Origin of the sequence: Natrinema sp. CGMCC1.2065, assembly GCF_051225675.1 — an archaeon.
Lineage (GTDB): Archaea > Halobacteriota > Halobacteria > Halobacteriales > Natrialbaceae > Natrinema > Natrinema thermotolerans.
Window position 1 is genome coordinate 38729 of the sequence record NZ_JBPJSJ010000022.1, and the last position, 16160, is coordinate 54888.

Genomic DNA, 16160 nt, shown 5'->3' on the forward strand with positions numbered 1-16160 from the left:
ATGCGTTCAGGTCGTGATTAAGCTTCTGCCCTGATATGTGTCTTTCAGCTGAATTTCCGGCAAAGAAACCGATCATCCGATCGATACCCGCTCGAGTAGGTCGTCCGAATCCGAAGTCGACGAGCGTGATCGGTGCAATAGGAACGCCGCTGTGTCTCCGAGCGCCACCGTCGGCCGTCGGGAACGCCGGTTACTCGCCTGTCACGCCATGTTCTCGCGACCGAGACAGGAAAACAGCGCCTCGACGGCGTCCCACTCCTCGCGGACGTTCTCGGCCTGTTCGCTGCTGCCCTCCTGTTTGAGTCGCTGTGCCCGTTCGTACATGTCCGACAGCGACGGCATCTCGGGGTTCCACAGCGTCCCCCAGAGGTGGACGTCGTCGAGGTCCGGGGTGACGAGCTGTTTGACGTGGACGTCGACGGTCTCGATCCCTGCGGTGTCGCCCGCGTCGAGGAACTGCTCGCCGGAGATGATCTCCGTCATCGTCCCGTCGGCGACGAACTCCGACACCTCGTCCATCTTCTCGGCGGGGCCGTACAGGAGGAATGTGCCGCCCCAGGCGGTCGTCGGGTCGAACTCGGCCAGTTTGTTCTGGAACAGCGCGTTCCGGACGAGGATCTCGAGCTTCGAGCGATCGATCGAGTTCGCGCGCGACCGGCCCAGGATCGGCGCGAGGATCACCGCCGGCGTGAACGACGCGTCCGGGTTCAGCCGGTACTTGTCCTCGACCGGTCGGAAGCTGTCGGCCGGATCGAACACGTCGCCCATGATCGACATCGTCGCGTCCCGGTCGAGGAACTGCGGCACCGACGACATCGTAAACGCCTCGAGGAAGGCCACGAGCGGCCGGTTGATTTCGGTGTACTGGGGCGGGTTGAACTCCTCGAGGCGATCGATCCGCGGGCGGATGTCCGCCTGGACGGCCTCAAGTCGGTTGTTATCGAAAGGAATGATGGCGTCGACCGCCCGCGAGGTGCGGGCGAGTCCGACGACGCCGTTTACCTTCGCGCGGCCGCCGTACTCCGAGTACTCGGTCCCCTCGGAGGGGATGACGACGCTGCTAAAGAGCGGCTTCGGAACGATCGTGTCGTCCCCGAGGACGTCGTTCCGGAGGCGATCGGCGACGACCGGCGTCGCGCCACAGCCGGTGCCTTTCGTGACGCTGTGGACGAACATCACCGCCTGCGAGTCCTGAATCCGATCGGCCCGCATGTCCCAGCGCTCCCGGAACGGGTCGGCACCGTCCTCGAAGTCGGCCTCCATCAGTTCCTTGCCGATGTCCCACCGGTAGCCGGCACCCGCGTAGTCGTGGCGGCCGAATCCGATGATACAGTTGGGCAGCAGATCGTTGCGGCTGTACCCCTTCTCTTCCTGTGCGTAGTAGGTCTGCTCGAGTTCGCTGACGTTCGTGTTCAGGGGGCCGTAGCCGGCGAGGCCGCCCTCCCAGATCCGGGCGCGGCGTTCGTTGTTCTCGGCCAGCGTCTCACGGCGCAACAACACCGCGTCGAGGATGTTGTTCCCCGCTCCGCCGACGCCGATGAGAAACCACTTTTTGCCGTAGGAACTGTCGAGCAGGTCCTCGCTCGGCGTCTCGGTCGAGCCCGGCTCCGGTCGCGTCCGGCCGGTGGTCGCGTCCTCCCCGTCGGCCTCCTCGGCGAACACCTCTTCGCGAAGTTCGGGATACACCTGTTCGACCGACTCCGGCTCGTCGCCGTGTGCAGCCCGGACGTGGTCGACGAGGGTCGACTCCGTCCACTCCCCCTCCCGTGCCATACAGATCTTACAGAGATTCGTCATTCTGGGTACTATCCTACTCGTACGTCGGAACTATCTAAAGGATTACGTGTGTGTCATCGACGATGACATGGCTCCGCTCCGTTGTTTCCCGCTTTCGTGATGTATTGATAACGGAGCTGAAAATTTAATGTCCGAGTGGTCCGTAACGCGGCTCATCCGGTCGGCAACCGTCGTCTCATCAGCACCGATAGCACGTCGATGGCGGGGATCGTCGGGTCAGTTCAGCCGCCGTGGCGCTCGACGAACCGGTCTTGCAGCGCGTCCAGTCCGTCCCGCGGCGTCGTCCGATCGGCGAACTCGATCTCGAGGAAGCCCGGCGGCGCGCCCTCCTGTAAATCGACGTTCCGGACGAGATCCGTCTGTCGGCGACAGAACGCGGCCAACTCCTCGAGGACCGCCGCTCGAGCCACTCCCTCGGGAAGCCGCTCGGTCTGACACTGGACCGTCGTCCCGTCGGAATTCCCGTCCAGTTCCCGGAGGACGAACAGGATCTCGTCCGCCACCGCCTCGGGTGCGACGGCTGATCGGCTCTCCGCGACCGGCGTCGCCCCGTCGTCCGGTTCGCCGACCGCCGTTGCATCAGTTGGTTCCCTGACGCCGTCCGCTGGTGACGGATTCTCGCCGGTGGGGCCCCGAGTCTCGACGACGAACGCGTCGCCGTCGATCGTCGCGTCGACGTCGTACTGTCGCTCGACGATCGGCGTGAGGTCGGCCAGCAGCGCCGTCGAGACGGCCTCCGGAATCGCGACCCGGCCGCTTCCGTGTTCGATCGTTCCGACCAGCCCACCGAGGAAGTCGACGGTGACAAGCAGTTCGTCGGCGGCCTCGTCGGCGTCCCGTAGCGCCCGTCGTGCGTCGTCGAACGAACAGCGATACAGCTGTCGGGTCGCGTCGGAAACGCGTCGCTCGATCTCGCTGACCCCCGCTACGTCGTCGTGGCGTCCCTCGAGGACGAACTCCGCGACGCGATCGGCCAGCGCGCCCTCGAGGCGGTCGACCAGTTCGCGGACGTCCGACAGCGTCGCCTCGATCTCGCGTCGCCGGTCGACGATCTCCGCCTCGCGGTCACGAACGTGGCGGCGGACCGACTCGCGGTGGTCGTCGACCGCCGCTGCGGCCATGGCCGCCTCGCGGATCGAGCCGCTCTCGAGCCGGTCCCGGACCGCCCGCTCGGCCGATTCGACGTGGACCGTCTGGCCCGACGGCGGCAGGGACAGCTCCCGGTAGCGACTCGGAAGGTTCACGATCTCGTACGCCCGGCCGTCCTGCCCGGTGACGCCCACGTCGAGCCGTCCCTCGGCCAGCGCGTCCTCGAGGCCGTGACGAAGCTCGCGCTCGGCGCGGTCGATCCCCTCCGGCTCGGCGACGCGGCCCTCGGCGACGAGTTCGCGCACCCGTTCGACCGCGTCGGGCGCGATCGGCGCCAGCCGCTCGAGCGTCGCCTCGCCGATTCGGTCCTCGAAGGTCACGCCAGCGGACTCCTCTCGAGTGGTCGTTTCCCGACCGTTGCCTTCCGGTGCGGGGGTCGAGTCGGCATCGGTCCCCCCGGTTGCCGCGTCGCCGCCTCGCCGGGTGATCGCGATCCCCGCGACGACCACTGCGACTGCCCCCGCGAGAACGAGCGGGAGTTGGCCGTCCGCCAGCGACAGCACCGTTTCCGGTCGAGTCCCCCGTTCCGCCACCCACGGCTCGATCTGCATGTCGCAACTGTCGATAGTAGACGGGCAAAGAAGTATCGGCTATCGAACGGTCATCGCGCGACGGGGCAGCCATTCGAACCGTCGAGGAAACGCCAGCGCCGCTGCCGCCGGCCCTTCGAGAGCGCTACCGAACGTCGACCGTCCGGCTCGCCGTGATCGGTACCAGCGGCTCCTCCGGGAAGGCGACGCTGACGGTAAACTCGAGTTCCTCGGCATCCGCGCCGAAGACGCCGACCGGAACGGTCTCCGCGTCGCGCAGGTAGGTGTTCGAACTCGTCATTTCCACGCCGTTGACGGTCACCCGGATCCCTGCGCGGGCCGGCTCGCCAACGTTCCGAACGGTCACGTCACAGACTTCGTTCTCGCCGGTCGCGACGGTCTCGGGGAACTGCCCCCAGTCGATCTCGAGGGCGGGCAGCGACGACGCACCCTCGGCGACACGCTCGGCGACGCCTTCCGAGAGGCCGGCGTCGATCAGCCCCTCGACGCCGGCGTCGGCGACGTCGCCGGGCGTCGACAGTCCCTCTTTCGCGAGCTTGCTCGCGCGGCCCGGCCCGACGCCGTCGATGGCGGTCAGTCCGACCGCGTCCTCGGCGACGCCGTTCTCGATGCGGGCCTCGACCCGCCGTGCGAGGTTCGCGGCGTGGGGACCGACGAACCGATCGAGGAAGGCCCCCAGCGCGGAGACGAGCCGGGTCGCGTTGCGCCGGATGGCCCACGCGTCGCTGCGCAGTTCCGCCGGCGTCGACCCGCTCGCCGCCCCGCGCAAGATTGCGAGGACCTTCCGCTCGCCGGCGTCGAGATCGTCGGTGTCCTCGCCGACTAAGACCGCGGATATCGCGTCGCGTTCGTCCTGTCGGGCCGACACCGAGTCGAACTCCTCGGCGGTCGCGACCGTCTCGAGGACGTCCCCGGCCGTGATCGGGCCCGATTCGGCCCGGTCACAGAGCGCGGCGAAGCGGGCGGCCGTATCCAGCCGGAGGTAGTACTTCGAGGTCAACACGCCCAACGGCGTCGCCTCGATCGAGAGGTCCTCGCCGGTCTCGACGAAGCCGCGCTCGACCAGCCCCTCGAGGCAGTCCCGGACCCGCTCGCGCAGGTTCGGAAAGTCGTACTCGTCGGGTTTGGACTGGCCGCGCACGTAGTAGAAGGTCGTCTCGAGCCAGTCCATCACGTCCTCGAGATCGGTGATCGTCCCCATCGCGATCTCGGCGTTGAGATGCGTCTCGAGGCTCTCCGCGAGCCGGGACTCGATCTCCTTGCCGTCCCGGAGCAAGCGGCGGTACTTGTCGGCCTCGCTCGAGTCACAGACGACCCAGCCGTAGCCGACGTCGTCGTACCCCGGGCGGCCGGCGCGGCCGAGCATCTGGAGGACGTCGAGCGGACTCATATCGACCTCGCCCTCGAGGGGATCGTGGTATTTCGTATCCCGGATCACGACACAGCGGGCCGGCAGGTTGACGCCCCACGCCAGCGTCGACGTCGAAAAGAGGAGTTCGATGTGGCCCTGTTTGAACCACTCCTCGACGAGGTCCCGCTCCTCCTTCGAGAGGCCCGCGTGGTGGAAGGCGACGCCGTCGAGGATCGACTGCCGGAGGGTGTCGTTGTCGATCGCCTCCTTCAGATCGGTGTGGAAATCGTAGTCCCCACGGACGCCCATCGAGACGTCGCGTTCGGCGATCTCGTCTCTGGCCTTCTTGGCCGCCTGGACGGTGTCCTGTCTCGAGGAGACGAAGACCAGCGCCTGGCCGTCCTCCCGGAGGTGGGGTTCGGCGAGGTCGAGCGCCCGGTAGAGCCGGCGGTACTTGTCCGCGAAGGCGTTGTCGCCGTGGGTGTAGGTCCTGACGCCCGATTTGAGATCGACAGGCCGGTACTCGTCGCCGAACTCGAAGGTGGCCTCCTCGGGGGCGTCGAGCCATGCGGCCACGTCGTCGACGTTTGGCATCGTCGCCGACAGTGCGACGATCCGTGGGGCACAGAGCCGGCGCAGGCGGGAGATCGTCACCTCCAGCACCGACCCCCGTCGGTCCGCGTCCAGCAAGTGGACCTCGTCGATGACACAGACGTCGATGTCGGTGACGAAGTCGTAGCGACGGGAGTCGTGTTTGCGGGTCGCCGAATCCAGTTTCTCGGGGGTCATCACGAGGATGTCCGCCCGGCGCGCGCGGCGGGGGTTGAGATCGCGCTCGCCGGTGACGACGTAGACCGAGTAATCCAGCGCCTCGAAGCGGTCCCAGTCGTCCTCTTTCTCGTTGGTCAGCGCCCGCATCGGGGCGATAAACAGCGCGGTGCCGCCGTCGGCTAAGGCCTTACAGATCGCCAGTTCCGCAAGCGCCGTCTTCCCCGAGGCCGTCGGCGCGCTCGCGACCACGTTCTCCGACGACTCGAGCAAGGCCGGTAGAGCCTCGCGTTGCATGCGGTTGAACTCCTCGAAGGCGAAGGCGTCGGCGAACTCGGGGAGAACCTCGGCGACCTCCATCACACGGACAGGAGAAGCGGCGGGTCAAAGGCGTTTCCTTCGAGGCGTCTCCCGGCTACCGCGACGCGAGGACCGTCGCGATCGCGGCCCCCAGCGTGGCGAACACGAGCGGGTAGATCACACCGCCGAGGAGGACTGCGGGCACGAGCGCCGGTGCGACCGTCCGCGTCGCTTCGATCCCGAACGCCGACACCTCGGTCGTCGATTTGGCGGCGACCGCGCCGACGCTCAGCACCGCCGAATAGCCGATCATCACCGGGAGCCCGATGGTGATGGCGTCGCCGAGTTCGCTCGCTCCCAGCCGGACGGCCAGCCCCGCCCCGGCCGCGATCAGCGCCAGCGGGACGACAACGTACAGCAGGTCCGCGGCGCCGCCCGTTCGCGCGATGAGATCGAGGGTGTCGGTCCCGCCGACCGAGCCGACCTGTCCGGTGAGTTCCACGTCGACCATGTGGGCCTCGTAGAAGTACCAGGCAGCGCCCCGCCAGTCGGCGACGCCGTCGCCGAACCGCTCGCGGACCTCGGTTCCGATCAGCAGATAGGTGACGAGATAGCTGATCGCCGCCGTGAGGACGCCGACGCCCGCGCTCGCCGCGATGCTCGAACGGCTCGATACCGCGGGTTCGCCGGACGCCGTTTGCGTTGTCGACATCGTATCGGAGATCCCGAGCCCGCAATAATGGGTCTTGTGGTCATCAGACGGCCGACTCGTCGGTCGCAACCGCCTCGAGCTGGTCGCTGAGCCGGCTGCTCGCCCGCTCGGGACTGGGGACCCGCTCGAAGGTCAGTTCCGGCTCGCCCGAGCCAGCGGTGTAGACCGTCAGGTCGCCGTACCCGAGCATACGGCCGATCCACGACTGGCGGAGGCTGGTGTTCTGGACCCGCTCGAGGCGAAACTGGGTGACGTCCCTGGAGACGACGCCGCGTTTCTTGTAGAGTTCCGTGGAGGTGATGACGTAGCGGGTGTTCGTCCAGACGAGATAGCGGGCACCGGCGACGGCCGCGCCGACGACGGTCACGAGAACGCCGAGGATCGTCAGGGTCCCGACGCCGTCGGTCCCGCTCCAGCCGGCGAGGAGAAACCCCGCGATCGCGATCCCGATCCCGACCGGGAGTCGCGTTCCCATCGTGACCGGATGGGGACGGCTCTCCCAGACGACATCCTCGTCGTCGCTGATGTGGAACCAGTCGGGCGTCGAGCCGAGGGCCATCGGCCCCGCCTATTCCGTACCCGTCCGTAAAGCTATCGGGGTAACGGACCGGTTAACGGTCGTTGATGGCCCACTCTCCTCATTGGATACAGACTACGAAACGCCATTCAATGAATTTGGTTGCTGCGTTCAATGAGCCAGAACGTCTTAGTGTTTTTAGCTACGGGTGACACGTAATGCCCACTCGACGGGAGCTTTTGTTTACAGGTGGTGGCGCAGTTATTGGTGCTACGAGCGTCTACGCCGGTGTGTCTGCGCTCGATTCCGGATACGGCTCAGTCAGTTGGGGCAACGACCGTGACGAAGAAGTGTGGGTGAAAACGACGATCAGCTCCGCCGGCGGTCTTTTCACTGATTCTGATGTCGTGTACGAACGTCGGTATCGGATCTTTCCGACGCGACATTCCCGTAGTGGTGATACGAATATCGTCGAAACTGGAACCTACGACGTGGAAGTAGAGGTCGCGACGACGGATCGATCAGAGCGTTCGGGCCCGTTCAGTACGAGATGGACTCCTGACGGTTGTTATCATCAGAAGTTGATTATACGGGTGACTGACGACATGCGCGTTAGATTCACTCAAAAACGTGCGGAGGATAACGTCGTCCGGTCCGTCGTTCGCCGGACGACGAGAGAGTTCCATACCGGGTCGTTGATCGGGCTCGGCCGCCGGACCACCACGGTTTTTGGCTATCGGCCCGACGTACCGGTATGAGTCGCGCGCGAAAGCCCGACTGGCTGAAGAGCCGCCCCCCGTCTGGCCAGGAGTTCGCCGGCATCCGCGAGACACTGCGCGAGTACGACCTCCATACCGTCTGCGAGGAGGCAAACTGTCCCAATCTGGGCGAGTGCTGGTCGGGTCGATCGGGACCCGGCGACGGGTCGGCCGACGGTGGAACGGCCACGTTCATGCTGCTGGGCGATCGCTGCTCTCGAGCCTGCAACTTCTGTGACGTACAAACGGGCGGCATGGAGCCGCTCGATCCCGACGAGCCCGCGAACGTCGCCGACGCGATCGCCGAGATCGGGTTGGACTACGTCGTGTTGACCAGCGTCGACCGCGACGACCTTCCCGATCAGGGCGCGGGCCAGTTCGCCGAGACGATCCGCGAGATCAAGGCCCGCCATCCCGGCATCCTCGTCGAGGTGTTGATCCCGGACTTCCAGGGCGAGGAACGGCTCGTCCGGAAGATCATCGACGCCGAACCGGACGTGATCGCCCACAATGTCGAGACCGTCGAGCGCTTGCAGTTCCCGGTCCGGGACCGCCGTGCGGGCTACGAACAGAGCCTCTCGGTCCTGGAACAGGTCGACCGCGAGTCCGACATCTACACGAAGACCTCGATCATGCTCGGCCACGGCGAGTACGATCACGAGGTCTATCAGACGTTAGCGGACTGTCGCGAGCGCGGCGTCGACATCGTCACGCTGGGCCAGTACTTGCGGCCTTCGCGGGACCACCTCGCGGTCCAGCGCTACGACCACCCCGACAAGTACGAGACGTGGCGGCGCGTCGCCGAGGCGGAACTCGGCTTTCTCTACTGTGCCAGCGGTCCCATGGTCCGCTCGTCGTACAAGGCGGGCGAACTGTTCGTCGACGCCGTGTTGCGGGAAGGCAAGAGCCTCGAGGCGGCGAGAGCCGACGCCCGCCGCTCGAGGCCCCAGCAGACGGACTCCTGAGCGACGGCCGACGAACCTGCTCGAACCCGTCGGTTCCGTCCGCGACGAGTCCGATTGCGACCGAACTTCGGGTTCGTCAAGTCCGTCCGGCCGTTCCACGATTCAAATACCACGAACGTTAAGAAATGACCTAATTCGGTCGTTTTCGTCCGACACTGTTCGGTATCGGACGGTGATTCGCCGACCGCTCGGCAAGAATCACACCAACAGTAACGTATTTTGGGAAACTCCTTTACCTTGAGCGATAGTTCAGTAGGGTATGTACAGGTGGGTCTTCCTGTGAGTACGATACAACGCGATCCCCGTGAGCGAGTACAGATTCTCGACGACACCGGCCGCGTCCTCGACGACGCCGACGTACCCGACCTCTCCGAGGACGAACTCGTCGAGATGTACGAGCAGATGCGGCTCGTACGGCGATTCGACGAGCGGGCCGTCAGTCTCCAACGCCAGGGCCGAATGGGGACGTATCCGCCCCTGTCGGGGCAGGAGGCCGCACAGGTCGGCAGCGCTCACGCGCTCGCCGACGGCGACTGGGTCTTCCCTAGCTACCGCGAACACGGCGTCGGCCTGGTTCGCGGTCTCTCCCTCGAGCGTACCCTGTTGTACTGGATGGGCCACGAGCGGGGCAACTACATCCCCGAGGACGTCAACATGTTCTCGGTCGCGGTCCCCATCGCGACCCAGATCCCCCACGCGACCGGCGCGGCCTGGGCCTCGAAGCTCAAGGGCGAGGAGAAGGCCTTCGTCTGTTACTTCGGCGACGGCGCGACCTCGGAGGGTGACTTCCACGAGGGGCTGAACTTCGCCGGCGTCTTCGACACGCCGTCGGTCTTTTTCTGTAACAACAACCAGTGGGCGATCTCCGTGCCCCGGGAGCGCCAGACCGCGAGCGATACCCTCGCCCAGAAGGCCACCGCCTACGGCTTCGACGGGGTCCAGGTCGACGGCATGGATCCGCTGGCGGTCTACAAGGTCACCAAGGAGGCCGTCGAAAAGGCCAAAGACCCCGATGCGGACGAACTGCGACCGACGCTGATCGAAGCGGTCCAGTACCGGTTCGGTGCCCACACCACTGCCGACGACCCCTCCGTCTACCGCACCGACGAGGAGGTCGAACGCTGGAAACAGAAGGATCCCATCCCGCGTCTCGAGACGTATCTGCGCTCGACCGGGATCCTCGATGACGAGCGAGTCGACGCGATCGAGGACCGGATCGAGGACGACGTGGCCGACGCCATCGAGGGGGCCGAGTCGTTCGACCGGCCCGACCCCGAGGAGATCTTCGCCCACGTCTACGAGGGGATGCCCCGACGGCTGCAACGGCAACTCGAGTACTTCGAATCGATTCGCGAGGAACACGGCGACGACGCGCTCTTGGAGGGCTAACACATGGCAGCAGAATCAGAGAGTCTGACGCTGGTACAGGCGGTTCGAGACGGACTACACACCGAGATGGAACGCGACGACGACGTCATCGTCATGGGCGAAGACGTCGGGAAAAACGGCGGCGTCTTCCGCGCGACCGAGGGGCTCTACGACGAATTCGGTGACGACCGGGTCGTCGACACTCCGCTGGCCGAATCGGGCATCATCGGCACAGCGATCGGGATGGCCGCCTACGGGATGCGGCCGGTCCCCGAAATCCAGTTCCTGGGCTTTATCTATCCTGGATTCGACCAGATCGTCTCGCACGCGGCGCGCCTGCGAACGCGCTCGCGCGGGCGATTCACGTGTCCGATGGTGATCCGGGCCCCCTACGGCGGCGGCATCCGCGCCCCGGAACACCACTCCGAGTCGACCGAGGCGATGTTCGTCCACCAGCCCGGGCTCAAAGTCGTCGTTCCCTCGACCCCCTACGACACCAAGGGGCTGTTGATCAGCGCGATCCGAAGTCCGGATCCGGTGATGTTCCTCGAGCCGAAGCTGATCTATCGGGCGTTCCGCGACGACGTCCCGAACGAATCCTACGAGGTACCGCTCGGCGAGGCGGCCGTCCGCCGCGAGGGGTCGGACGTCTCGGTCTATACGTGGGGCGCGATGACCAGACCGACCCTCGAGGCCGCCGAGAACCTCGCCGAAGAGGGGATCGACGCCGAGGTCGTCGACTTACGGACGCTGTCGCCGCTGGACGAGGAGACGATCGTCGAGTCCTTCGAGAAGACCGGCCGCGCGGCGGTCGTCCACGAGGCCCCGAAGACCGGCGGGCTGGGCGCGGAGATCACCGCCACCTTACAGGAAGAGTCGCTGCTGTATCAGGAAGCGCCGATCGAACGAGTCACCGGGTTCGATACCCCGTTCCCGCTGTACGCCCTCGAGGACTACTACCTCCCCGAGGCGGCGCGCATCGAGGACGGCATTCGACGGGCTGCGGGGTTCTAACATGGTCAGGGAGTTCGAACTACCGGACGTCGGCGAAGGGGTCGCAGAGGGCGAACTGGTCTCGTGGCTGGTCGAACCGGGCGACGAGGTCACCGAAGACCAGCCGGTTGCGGAGGTCGAGACCGACAAGGCCCTCGTCGAGGTCCCCGCGCCGGTCGACGGCACGGTCCGTGAGTTACACGTCGAGGCGGGCGAGGTCGTCCCGGTCGGGACGGTGATCATCTCGTTCGACGTGGAGGGCGAGGCGCCACGCGCCTCGGAAAACGCGAACGACGACGCCGTGAGCGAGGGAGCCACGGAGCAGCCCGAATCGGAGCAGGCGTCGACGAGCGAACCCGCCGGCGACCCCGGTGCGACCGGCGCAGACGCCGAGGACGCCGCGCCGCCGGACGACCGCGTCTTCGCGCCCCCGCGCGTCCGCCGCATGGCCCGCGAGCGGGGGATCGACCTCTCGAGCGTTCGGGGGAGCGGTCCTGGCGGGCGGATTACCGCGGACGACGTGCGGGCCGCGGCAGGCGGCGAGTCCGCCGGCGAAACGGCAGGGTCGCAGTCCCAGAGCGCCGGCGCGACGGCAGGTGAGGCCGCGTCCGAGACGGCCGATTCGACCGCGACCGGTACTACTGGGGAGACGGCCACCGAAAGCGCGGCGACGGCAACCGCGGACTCGAGCGCCCGGCGACACGAGACGCCGGGGCAGGTCGAGTCCGCCGACCGCGACAAAACGCTGGCAGCGCCCGCAACCCGTCGGATCGCCCAGGAGGAAGGCGTCGATATCGACGCCATCCCGACTGACGAGGAGCGCGACGGCGAGGCCTTTGTCACGCCCGAGGCGGTCCGTGAGTACGCTGCGGCCCAGCGACAGGCACAGGAGGCCGACCGCGAAGCGGTCGAGGCGGGCGAACCGGTCGGGACGACGGGCGCTGACTTCGCCGAGGGCGAGCGCGAACGTCGCGAGCCGTTTACGGGTGTGCGCAAGACGATCGCTGACGCAATGGTCGAGTCCAAGTACAGCGCGCCCCACGTCACTCACCACGACGAGGTCGACGTGACCGAACTCGTCGCGGCCCGCGAGGACCTCAAACCGCGCGCCGAGGAGCGTGGCATCCGGCTGACCTACATGCCGTTCATCATGAAGGCCGTCATCGCGGCGCTGCACGAATACCCCGAGATGAACGCCGTCATCGACGAGGCCAGCGAGGAGATCGTCTACCGCGATTACTACAACATCGGGGTCGCGACCGCGACCGACGTCGGACTGATGGTCCCGGTGATCGAGGACGCCGATCGGAAGGGGCTCTTGCAACTCTCCTCGGAGATGAACGAGGTCGTCCAGAAGGCCCGCGATCGAACGATCAGTCCCAGCGAACTGCAGGGCTCGACGTTTACCATCACCAACATCGGCGGCATCGGCGGCGAGTACGCTACGCCGATCATCAACTACCCCGAGGCGGGCATCCTCGCGATCGGGGAGATCAAGCGCAAACCTCGCGTCGTCACCGACGAGGACGGCACCGAGTCGATCGAACCGCGTTCCGTGATGACCCTCTCGCTGTCGTTCGATCACCGGCTGATCGACGGTGCGGTCGGGGCACAGTTTACGAACACCGTCATGGAGTACCTCGAGAACCCGCATCTACTATTGCTCGAGTAACCGAAGCCGGAACTACCGAACATGAGCGCACATATCACACGCACGACGGAGGACGATAACTGATGGTCGTTGGAGACGTCACCACCGGCACGGACGTACTGGTCATCGGCGCGGGTCCCGCGGGCTACGTGGCCGCGATCCGCGCGGGACAGCTCGATCTCGACGTCACGCTCGTCGAGAAGGACGCCTACGGTGGGACCTGCCTGAACTACGGCTGTATCCCGTCGAAGGCCCTGATTACTGCCACCGACGTGGCTCACGACGCCGCGACCGCCGAGGAGATGGGAATCCACGCCGAGCCGGAGATCGACCTCGGCGAGATGATGGCGTGGAAAGACGGCGTCGTCGACCAGCTCACGGGCGGCGTCGAAAAGCTCTGCAAGGCCAATGGGGTGACCCTGCTCGAGGGCACCGCTCGCTTCGCCGGCGAGAACACCGCCCGCGTCTCCCACAGCGGCGAGGGCCAGGGCTCGGAGAGCCTGGAGTTCGAACACGCCGTCATCGCGACCGGCTCCCGCCCCATCGAGATCCCCAATTTCGACTTCGGCGACGAGCCCGTGCTGGACTCGAGACAGGCGCTCGCCCTCGAGTCGGTGCCGGACTCGATCGTCGTCGTCGGCGCGGGCTATATCGGGATGGAGCTGGCGGGCGTCTTCGCCAAACTGGGGACCGACGTGACCGTCATCGAGATGCTCGACTCGATCCTGCCGGGGTACGACGACGATCTCAAACGCCCCGTCAAAGGGCGAGCCAACGACCTCGGGATCGACTTCGAGTTCGGGTACACGGCGTCGGACTGGGACGAGCGAGACGACGAGGGGGGAATCCGCGTCGTCGCCGAACCCGCCGACCACGCCGCTGCCGACGGTGGGAGCGCCGACGCCGTCGAAGGGGAGCGACTCGAACTCGAGACCGAGAAGGTCCTCGTCGCCGTCGGCCGCCAGCCCGTCTCGGACACCCTCGACCTCGAGGAAGCCGGCGTCGAGACCGACGATGCCGGCTTCGTTGAAACCGATTCGCGCGCACGCACGAACCTCGAGCATATCTTCGCCGTCGGCGACGTCGCCGGCGAACCGATGCTCGCTCACAAGGGCAGCGCGGAGGGACAAGTCGCGGCCGAGGTCATCGCCGGCGAACCCGCCGCGATCGACTATCAGGCCATGCCCGCAGCCGTCTTCACCGACCCCGAAATCGGAACCGTCGGGATGACCGAACCCGAGGCCGCCGAGGCCGGCTTCGAACCCGTAACCGGCCAGTTCCCCTTCCGCGCGAGCGGTCGCGCGCTGACGACCGGCGACTCGGACGGCTTCGTCAAGGTCGTTGCCGACGAGGAATCCGGCTACCTTCTCGGTGCCTCGATCGTCGGTCCCGAAGCCTCGGAACTGATCGCCGAACTCGGCCTCGCGATCGAACTCGGCGCGACCCTCGAGGACGTCGCCGCGACGGTCCATACCCACCCCACGCTCTCGGAGTCAGTGATGGAAGCCGCCGAGAACGCGCTCGGGCACGCGATTCACACGCTGAATCGGTGACGCCGGCCATCGACCGACCTAGCCGCCCGGACACCGCGCGCGCCGGAGTGTGGTTTGCTCTCAACGGACCACGGACGGCCCCCGTGTGAGTCCGTCAGCAACAGTGTGGTAACTCCGTGCTGCTGGGACAGCGCAACGCCTCTCGAGCGAGGATCCGGGACGAGAACTCCACGACCGTTCCGTTCACGGCGACCGCTTACTGTGCGTACATCGAGTACGCGATCACGAGAAAGCCGATCAACACGAGCAAACTCTCGAGCAAGATCCCCGTCACGAGCGCGACACCGAGTACCTCGTACAGCATGCCGGCCAGGACGAACCCGAGCGTCACGATCCCGAACCCGGCCGCGAGATAGCCAAGCGCCGGCTGGCGCGTCCGTCGATAGGCCTTGAAGGCGAAGTACGTGATGACGCTTCCGACCACGAGGACGAGCGTCTTCACGACCGCCAGTGCGAGCATCGTTTCCGTCGGACCGGCAGGGAACGGGTTCATGTTTCCTTTCGCACCTCCGACCACAGCTCCGCGAGTCGCTCGTCGGCGGTCCGGGCCGGCCGCTCGATCTCGACCGTCAACTGCCGCTCCTCGTCCAGCCCCAGCGTGATCTCGTCGAACGCGACCGAGTACTTGCTCGCGTGGTGGCCGTCCTGTCGAATCTCGGTCGACTCCTCGAGCAGCGTCGCCTCGGTCAGCAACTCGAGTTTCCGGTATAGCGTCGACTGCGGGATCTCACACCGCTTCGTAAGTTCCGATGCAGTCATGGGTTCCTCGAGGTTGCGGATTATCTCACGGCAGTCGGGATCGTCCAGCGCAGAGCAGATCTCCTCCGCGGACGGCGTCGACTCCGAAGCGAACGGGTCCCGGACCATTCGTCCCTACGTTACGACGCACGTGGTTTATCGGCATCGATGCGTCTCGCGCCGCTCGAACGGCCCGTTCATACTGGTTGACATGAACGGTCGGCAGCGATCGGTGACACGAAGCCTTCTTGCGCGTCCGCGCTCGAGAACGACGCACGCGGGTATCATCCGGCCCGACTCCCTACGAGGGTGGGATGACCGGCCGACCTCCGCCCGCGTGACATTCTCGGCGACCATCGCACTGCTCGAGCGACTGGTGTTTTAATAGCAACACGTCCCCCTTTTCTCGTGGAAAACCGTGCCATGGTATCGGGATCCGATGCGGGAACCGTTCGACGGCCTTATATACTACCCGGGCACTCGATTGTAATGCGAACAACGCGGCGCTCGCCGCCGCGTCCTTCGGCCGTTACCCGGCACGGAGGAACTGCACATCCGCTCTCGACGTTCGTCGGTTCGTTCCGACGGCCTTATGGACACTCGAGGGTTCCGTTGAAGACGTGGTCATAGCCGGTTTCCGGCTGTGACAGTCCGGTGCCCTTATACGTGTCCGGGCGTTCAGTTGTGATCGCACACGCCCTCGCCGGATGCGGTTTCCGGCGTGGCCGCGATCCGACGCCCTTATATGCTCGAGGGCATTCGGATGTGAATGCAAAAGACGATGTGATCGACGGGCCGTTCAAATCGGTCCGTCATATCGGACGGTTCGAACCCGAAGGGGTTATATACCCCAGGCGGTGTACGAATACGTCCGAAGGAAATGAGGATTCCACCCCTGCGGTCCGCCGTACAGATGGGATCTGATGTTAGCCTTGGTAGTTCGGTGACGCTCGATCGGTCAGACGACCGGCGTCAGCGAACGTGGACCC

13 protein-coding genes are annotated in these 16160 nt (G+C 66.0%); 6 read left to right on the forward strand and 7 right to left on the reverse strand.

Annotation, left to right across the window (positions count from 1 at the left end):
- Positions 1-201: 201 nt before the first annotated feature.
- The 5 genes from ACSBP4_RS17390 to ACSBP4_RS17410 all read right to left on the reverse strand — a co-directional run bounded on the left by ACSBP4_RS17390 (position 202) and on the right by ACSBP4_RS17410 (position 7187).
- Positions 202-1797 (reverse strand): cell division protein FtsZ, encoded by a 1596-nt coding sequence (locus tag ACSBP4_RS17390; RefSeq protein ID WP_435552969.1) that lies wholly within the window; start codon positions 1795-1797, stop codon positions 202-204.
- 221 nt (positions 1798-2018) lie between these two features.
- Entirely contained in the window at positions 2019-3497 is a 1479-nt protein-coding gene (locus ACSBP4_RS17395; RefSeq protein ID WP_435552970.1) for a hypothetical protein, read from the reverse strand.
- Between the two features lie 124 nt (positions 3498-3621).
- Positions 3622-5976, reverse strand: coding sequence for a DEAD/DEAH box helicase (locus ACSBP4_RS17400; protein ID WP_435552971.1), 2355 nt, complete (start codon positions 5974-5976; stop codon positions 3622-3624).
- A 55-nt stretch (positions 5977-6031) separates the two neighbouring features.
- Complete coding sequence (locus tag ACSBP4_RS17405; protein ID WP_435552972.1) at positions 6032-6628, reverse strand: hypothetical protein; 597 nt, start codon at positions 6626-6628, stop codon at positions 6032-6034.
- A 43-nt stretch (positions 6629-6671) separates the two neighbouring features.
- On the reverse strand, positions 6672-7187 hold the full coding sequence (locus ACSBP4_RS17410) for a PH domain-containing protein (protein ID WP_435552973.1): 516 nt from the start codon (positions 7185-7187) through the stop codon (positions 6672-6674).
- A gap of 176 nt (positions 7188-7363) precedes the next feature.
- Here ACSBP4_RS17410 and ACSBP4_RS17415 point away from each other — a divergent pair, with 176 nt between their 5' ends.
- The 6 genes from ACSBP4_RS17415 to lpdA all read left to right on the forward strand — a co-directional run bounded on the left by ACSBP4_RS17415 (position 7364) and on the right by lpdA (position 14433).
- Positions 7364-7903, forward strand: coding sequence for a hypothetical protein (locus tag ACSBP4_RS17415; protein WP_435552974.1), 540 nt, complete (start codon positions 7364-7366; stop codon positions 7901-7903).
- A complete protein-coding gene (gene lipA / locus ACSBP4_RS17420) occupies positions 7900-8868 on the forward strand; it encodes a lipoyl synthase (RefSeq protein ID WP_435552975.1) in 969 nt (322 codons plus the stop codon). Before ACSBP4_RS17415 ends, lipA begins: the two co-directional genes overlap by 4 nt.
- Before the next feature lie 279 nt (positions 8869-9147).
- Positions 9148-10257 carry a pyruvate dehydrogenase (acetyl-transferring) E1 component subunit alpha gene (pdhA, locus tag ACSBP4_RS17425; protein ID WP_435552976.1) on the forward strand — a complete coding sequence of 370 codons (1110 nt, stop codon included), beginning with the start codon at positions 9148-9150 and terminating at the stop codon, positions 10255-10257.
- A gap of 3 nt (positions 10258-10260) precedes the next feature.
- On the forward strand, positions 10261-11250 hold the full coding sequence (locus ACSBP4_RS17430; RefSeq protein WP_006648659.1) for an alpha-ketoacid dehydrogenase subunit beta: 990 nt from the start codon (positions 10261-10263) through the stop codon (positions 11248-11250).
- Between the two features lies 1 nt (position 11251).
- Positions 11252-12901 (forward strand): dihydrolipoamide acetyltransferase family protein, encoded by a 1650-nt coding sequence (locus ACSBP4_RS17435; RefSeq protein ID WP_435552977.1) that lies wholly within the window; start codon positions 11252-11254, stop codon positions 12899-12901.
- Between the two features lie 62 nt (positions 12902-12963).
- Positions 12964-14433 carry a dihydrolipoyl dehydrogenase gene (gene lpdA, locus ACSBP4_RS17440; RefSeq protein WP_435552978.1) on the forward strand — a complete coding sequence of 490 codons (1470 nt, stop codon included), beginning with the start codon at positions 12964-12966 and terminating at the stop codon, positions 14431-14433.
- A 196-nt stretch (positions 14434-14629) separates the two neighbouring features.
- On the opposite strand, the gene ACSBP4_RS17445 is transcribed toward lpdA, so the two are convergent.
- Positions 14630-14926: a DUF7521 family protein gene (locus ACSBP4_RS17445; protein WP_006648662.1), complete on the reverse strand. Its 297-nt coding sequence runs from the start codon at positions 14924-14926 to the stop codon at positions 14630-14632.
- Positions 14923-15300, reverse strand: coding sequence for a winged helix-turn-helix domain-containing protein (locus ACSBP4_RS17450; RefSeq protein ID WP_006648663.1), 378 nt, complete (start codon positions 15298-15300; stop codon positions 14923-14925). The genes ACSBP4_RS17445 and ACSBP4_RS17450 overlap by 4 nt, the downstream gene beginning before the upstream one ends.
- Between the last annotated feature and the right edge of the window lie 860 nt (positions 15301-16160).